Here is a 4,758-nt window from a genome sequence, read left to right as displayed (position 1 = left end):
CGGCAGGAACGGCCGCAGCCGTTCCCACTCGGCATCGCTTAGATCACCCCGCCCCATGCCCACATCAACGACCCGGGCGTGGAGTAGTCACATGAACGGCCGGACAGGTCCTAGCGGTGGATCACTCACGGTGCCCTGCGCGGCGAAGCGGGGTCGGGGCCGAGCAAAGGGCCCACTCGGCCGCCGGACTCGAGTCAGCGGTTCTCGCTGACGAGGCCGAAGACGGCAGCCAGACTGGCGCCAAGCCCGGCTATCGGTGAGGAGGTCTCTTCAGCAGAGCGTTCATCTCCTCGCGGCTGATCCTGATACGGCGATCTCCTTGGAACAGTTGCACCGTTGGATCCTCGGAGGTAGCAGAAGCCCCCTCCTCGATTGGTGCAGAAGGGGCGTTGAGGAGGGTGTCGTGCTTCTCCGCCGCCCAGAGCAGGGTGCTGATACGGCCGGCGAGGCGCTTGGTGTGGTCGCGCAGCGGTTCGCCGTTGGTGGCGAACGTGGCCAGGGCCGTGGCCTGTGCGGCTATCTCATGGGCGAGCTGGCGGACGTGCTCGGCCGAGGCTGCAGTCTGCTGCTCGCGGGGGTCGGCACTATCAGGGCGGTGAAGGTCCGGCATACAGGCGGCTCCTCGGGGACTCGGTGGCCGAGATGGTCTGGTACCGCGTAGTGCCAGCGTCGGACTGATCGTCCGCAGCGCCCGGCTGCGTGGCTCTCACCGAAACGTCACCGCGCTGATGACGGGCGAGCCACGGCAGCCAGGTCGCCTCAAGAGCTCCAGGGTGGTTCGCTCGCGGCCTTATCAACCCAGCGCATGACATCCGCCGTTCTCGTCTTCCATCCGAACTTGGTCAGCAGGTCTGCCAGGGGGGTGCTCAGTTCCAACGCTCCTTCGGGATCCTCACGACCCAGGCCGCGCCATGCTGCGTGTGCGTTCCGGACGATCTGCGCGGTCTCTGTCCTCGGCTGCGCGGCGGCTTCACGGCGGGCCAGGGCTGCCCGTATCAGCACCTCCACCGTGGCGAAGTCGGTGGGCTGCTTCAGGGCGAGCCAGGCCTGAGCGCTGAGCGCGCGCACGGTGTACGGGTGCAGCTGCCCCAGCTGCGCTGCCATCTCCGCTTCGAGCTTCTCGGCGAGAAGAAGTGCGCGGGGGACGTCGCCGGCGGCGTGGGCGGCGTGCATCTCCTCCCAGTCCGCGCGGTATGCGGCAGGCAGTGGCTCGGTCCATGCAGGGTCCGGCATCCCGCGGCCGAAGGTGGGGCGCGCCGGTGCGGGCTCTGCGACAACAGCAGGGGGCGGGTTGGGGGTGCGCGGCGGAGCGGGCGGGTGCGGTTCCGTCAGGGTGGTTACGGTCCCTTCCGTGTCAATGAGCATGGGCCACAGGGTGCCGTCCACCTCCTTCGCGCTGACGCGGACGGGGCGGCCGGCAAGGGCGGCCTTGATACGGAGCTCGGCCAGCGCTGCGCGGCGGGCGGTGGCAATGTCGCCGGCCGGGGCGGCCACGGGCACGCCGTCGATGGCGGCTCCTGTGGCGGTGACGGTGATGGTGTAGACGGGGGTGGCCGGTACGGTCCGGGGGTCGATGGCCATGTGCGTGCGCCTTCCTATCCGGCCTCGGGGTAGTACGGCGGGGCCCACCCGACATAGGTCGAGCCCCATCGGCTCTCGATCTCAGAGGCGGGCACCACGTCGATGTAGCCGGGCCTCCTGATGTCGTTGCTGGCGATCATGCCGCCGCCCAGGTAGACCGCCACGTGGCCGGCGCGTTGGCCGGTGTCCCAGTACATGAGCGCGCCCGGTGGGGGGTTGCGGTCCTTGTCGTGCTTCATGTCGGCGGGCATATGGCGGTAGTGGTCTATGGCGAAGTACACCCCGCTGTGCGACCAGCCGTAGGCCTCGGCCGTGAAGGCCAGGCAGGACCGGTACCAGCGGCCGCTGCCGGAGTCGGCTTCTCGCCTGGCCCAGGCGATGGCGTCCGCGGTCGAGCGGGGGTTGAGGACGTTCGGCGGCCAGCCGCCCTTGCCGTCGTGGAAGGGATCGCCCGGCTTCCCGGGGTTGGCGGGGTTGCCGTCGTCGCAGCGGCCGGGGGCCGTAGTGCCGCTGGGGCCGGGTGTGCCGCTTCCACCGGGGGTGCCGGTGCCGGTGCGGTTCAGGTCGATGCCTGCCTGCTGGGCGATCTCCCGTGCCGCTCCCTCATGGCGGTCGTAGTAGTCCGGGTAGGCGGAGCGCTGCACCGCCTGTGCGGCTGCGCCCAGCTTCATCGTCTGCCAGCCGTTTATGTCGGTGAGTCCAGGCGGGTCGCCGCTGTCGCCGCCGAAGAAGAACATCCCGGCCGAGTAGCGGGGGTCCATGATCTGCGCCGGTGTCCCCCACCCCGCTGACGGGCGCTGTTGAAACAAGCCCAGCGAGTCACGGTCTCCATAATCCAAGTTCAGCAGCGTGCTTTCCTGCAGCGCAGTCATGAGCGCAATGAGGGTGGCTCGCCCTGGCAGCCCGCGCTCGCTCGCCACGGCATCGATGACATTCGCGTTCCCGATCTGCTGCTCTCGCACATCGCCTTCAGGCTGCTGCGGTGTGCTGTCACCGCCGCCCGGAAGCTCTGCTCCGGGCCGGCCGCGGCCGCCGCAGGCGTCGGCGCGCGCTCCCCCTGCCCCGGCCCCGATCAGGCCGAGCATCGCCAGGAACACCACGAACACGACAGCGCCGATCGCACCGAATTTCACTGTGGCCCCGCGGCCCGCGACGGTAGCCGCGGCCCGCAGGGCGTCCCTCCCCTCCACCCGTCAGACCCCCTGCACCGCCGAGACACGCCACCCAGTGCCGGTCTGTGTGACTTCCACCTGCAGGTCGGTGGTCTCGGCGTAGTCGGTGTAGCCCTTGACCGAGACGGTGGCCGTGACGGCCCGCCAGACCCGTACCGGTGAGTCCCCGGGCAGCTTGGGGTCAGCCGCCTGGACCCGGACCACAGAGACGGTGCTCACCCCGCCGCGGCTGACGAGTCTGTCGAACGCGGGGTCGGTGTGGGCGGCCAGATTGTCGGTCAGGCCAGCGGTCGCCCACGGCCCGGCACGGTGCACGGCAGCCTTGTGGTCACCGTCGGCCGGGGGATTGCGGGTGAGGTAGTGCCGTACCCACTCCTCTGCCACCTTCTCCGGCACCCGCAAGTCAGCGGACGGGGAAGACACCGGAGCCGTAGAGGGAGCGGCCGGGGACGACGCCTTGGCATCGTCCCCGGCCGTCGGCGGCTGCGAGGCCACGACTTTTGCCGCCCCGCCTCCCTGGCTGTCACCGATCCAGCCCGGGGTGCAGCGGGCCAGGACACCGACGGCCAGGAGCACGACGACAACGGCAAGTGCCCCGCCGGCGGTGATCGGTTCGCGGCGGCGCTGCTGCGTGATCCGCTCTGTGGTGCGCTGGCGCTCCGTCTGGCGGTATTGGCGGCGGGCACGGCGGCGCTGGCGCCGGCTGCCCTCCGTGGTGTCGTCCGGGTAGTCGTAGGTGGTGCGGAGCAGTTCCCGCCACTCCTGCGGAGTGCGGTCTTCTTTGTCGGGCACCGGTCACCTCCCGCTCGTGGTGCGCTGGGTGGGAACCGTGGTGCGGGTGCTGGATGACGCAGCCGGGCGCGGCGGCGGCAGTTGAGTTGCAGGGCGACGGCTGCTTGCCCTGGTGGTTCGTGCCTGCGGGTTCGGGGTCGTGCGGATCCTCGAGGTGATTTGGCGAGGGCCGAGGGTCCCTGGGCGGGCGGCCTGCCGGTAGACGGTTCCAGCTGTCGTGTTCGAGGTCGTTGCCGTCGGCGGCTGCTGTGCCAGGGATGTTGTGGGTTGGCTGGCTTGGGTGGGGGGCGTGCCCTGGGAGGCAGTGGTGGGGATTGCCGGGCGGCTGGTGGTTTGGGGCGTATGCGGCGTGCCGGTCGTCGAGGTCGGGATCTGGGTGGTGCTCGGCTTGGATGTGGTGGATGTGGGCTGGTTGGGGCCGGGCGGGGTGGTCGGGTTCTGGGGCTGGTTGGGGCCGGGCGGGGTGGTCGGGTTTTGAGGCTGGTTGGGGGGCGTGGTGGTTCCGGCCCCTTGATTTCCCTGACCCCGGGTGGGGCGCCGGTAGGGGACGCGAACGATGGTGATCGGCGGCTGCGGAGCGAGGACGGGGGGCTGTCCCCATGGGCCGCTGCCCGGGCCGGTCGGTCCTCCCGCCGGCCCTGCGCCGTCGGCGCCGCCGCTGGTGTCCCGGGAGGGCGGGGCCGAGGGCCGGCCCTTCCCGGTGCCGCTGCTGCCACGGCGCAGCACCTGCCCTGCGGCTCGAGCGGCCAGCATTCCGACCATGGCCCCCATGGGCGTGGACGTGCCAGAGACGCCGACGATGGATTCGATGACCTTGCGGAAGCGCATGGCGACGATGGCCGCGGCGATCGACAGGCCGGTCGAAGGACCCCACCCGTAGATGCCGAACATTTTTGTGGTGCCGATTTGGATCACCATGACGCTGCCCAGCACCGTCGTGACGACGAAGGACTGCAGCGTGAAGCCGACTAGCTGGTCAAACCACCTCAGGCCCCATTGGCGAGTGCGGCCGGGGATGACCCAGAGGCACGCGAAGAGGGGGCCTGTGACCAGCAGCATGAGCGCGCCCAGGAGTGAGGCCAGGGATGCAAACGCCAAGGTCAGGACGAGGCCGGCGACCGAACAGCAGGAGCGCCTGACCAAGCTCGGCGTACAAGCCGCCCAGATGCCCACTCCCGTCTCTGCGGCTGGTCGCGAGGCAGGGGGGCCGAGC

General features: G+C 70.5%; 5 protein-coding genes. 1 reads left to right on the top strand and 4 read right to left on the bottom strand.

The window, feature by feature from the left end; translation table 11 throughout:
* Positions 1–250 precede the first annotated feature (250 nt).
* The 4 genes from ACZ49B_RS39030 to ACZ49B_RS39015 form a co-directional block, all read right to left on the bottom strand.
* Positions 251–610: a hypothetical protein gene (locus ACZ49B_RS39030; RefSeq protein ID WP_468316056.1), complete on the bottom strand. Its 360-nt coding sequence runs from the start codon at positions 608–610 to the stop codon at positions 251–253.
* A 149-nt stretch (positions 611–759) separates the two neighbouring features.
* Positions 760–1,581 (bottom strand): hypothetical protein, encoded by an 822-nt coding sequence (locus ACZ49B_RS39025; protein ID WP_468316054.1) that lies wholly within the window; start codon positions 1,579–1,581, stop codon positions 760–762.
* A 14-nt stretch (positions 1,582–1,595) separates the two neighbouring features.
* Positions 1,596–2,714, bottom strand: coding sequence for a C40 family peptidase (locus ACZ49B_RS39020; protein ID WP_468316051.1), 1,119 nt, complete (start codon positions 2,712–2,714; stop codon positions 1,596–1,598).
* Between the two features lie 60 nt (positions 2,715–2,774).
* A complete protein-coding gene (locus tag ACZ49B_RS39015) occupies positions 2,775–3,545 on the bottom strand; it encodes a hypothetical protein (protein WP_468316048.1) in 771 nt (256 codons plus the stop codon).
* 217 nt (positions 3,546–3,762) lie between these two features.
* Here ACZ49B_RS39015 and ACZ49B_RS39010 point away from each other — a divergent pair, with 217 nt between their 5' ends.
* Entirely contained in the window at positions 3,763–4,023 is a 261-nt protein-coding gene (locus tag ACZ49B_RS39010; protein WP_468316045.1) for a hypothetical protein, read from the top strand.
* Positions 4,024–4,758: the final 735 nt, after the last annotated feature.

The sequence above is a fragment of the Streptomyces sp. NPDC031132 genome, from assembly GCF_055570595.1.
Note: the sequence above shows the minus strand (reverse complement) of the source record. Positions and strands in the feature narration are given on the sequence as shown.

Bases quoted from the DNA above. Each gene is read 5' to 3' on its own strand.
- ACZ49B_RS39030 (WP_468316056.1), bottom strand. From the start codon at position 610: ATGCCGGACCTTCACCGCCCTGATAGTGCCGACCCCCGCGAGCAGCAG.
- ACZ49B_RS39025 (WP_468316054.1), bottom strand. From the start codon at position 1,581: ATGGCCATCGACCCCCGGACCGTACCGGCCACCCCCGTCTACACCATC.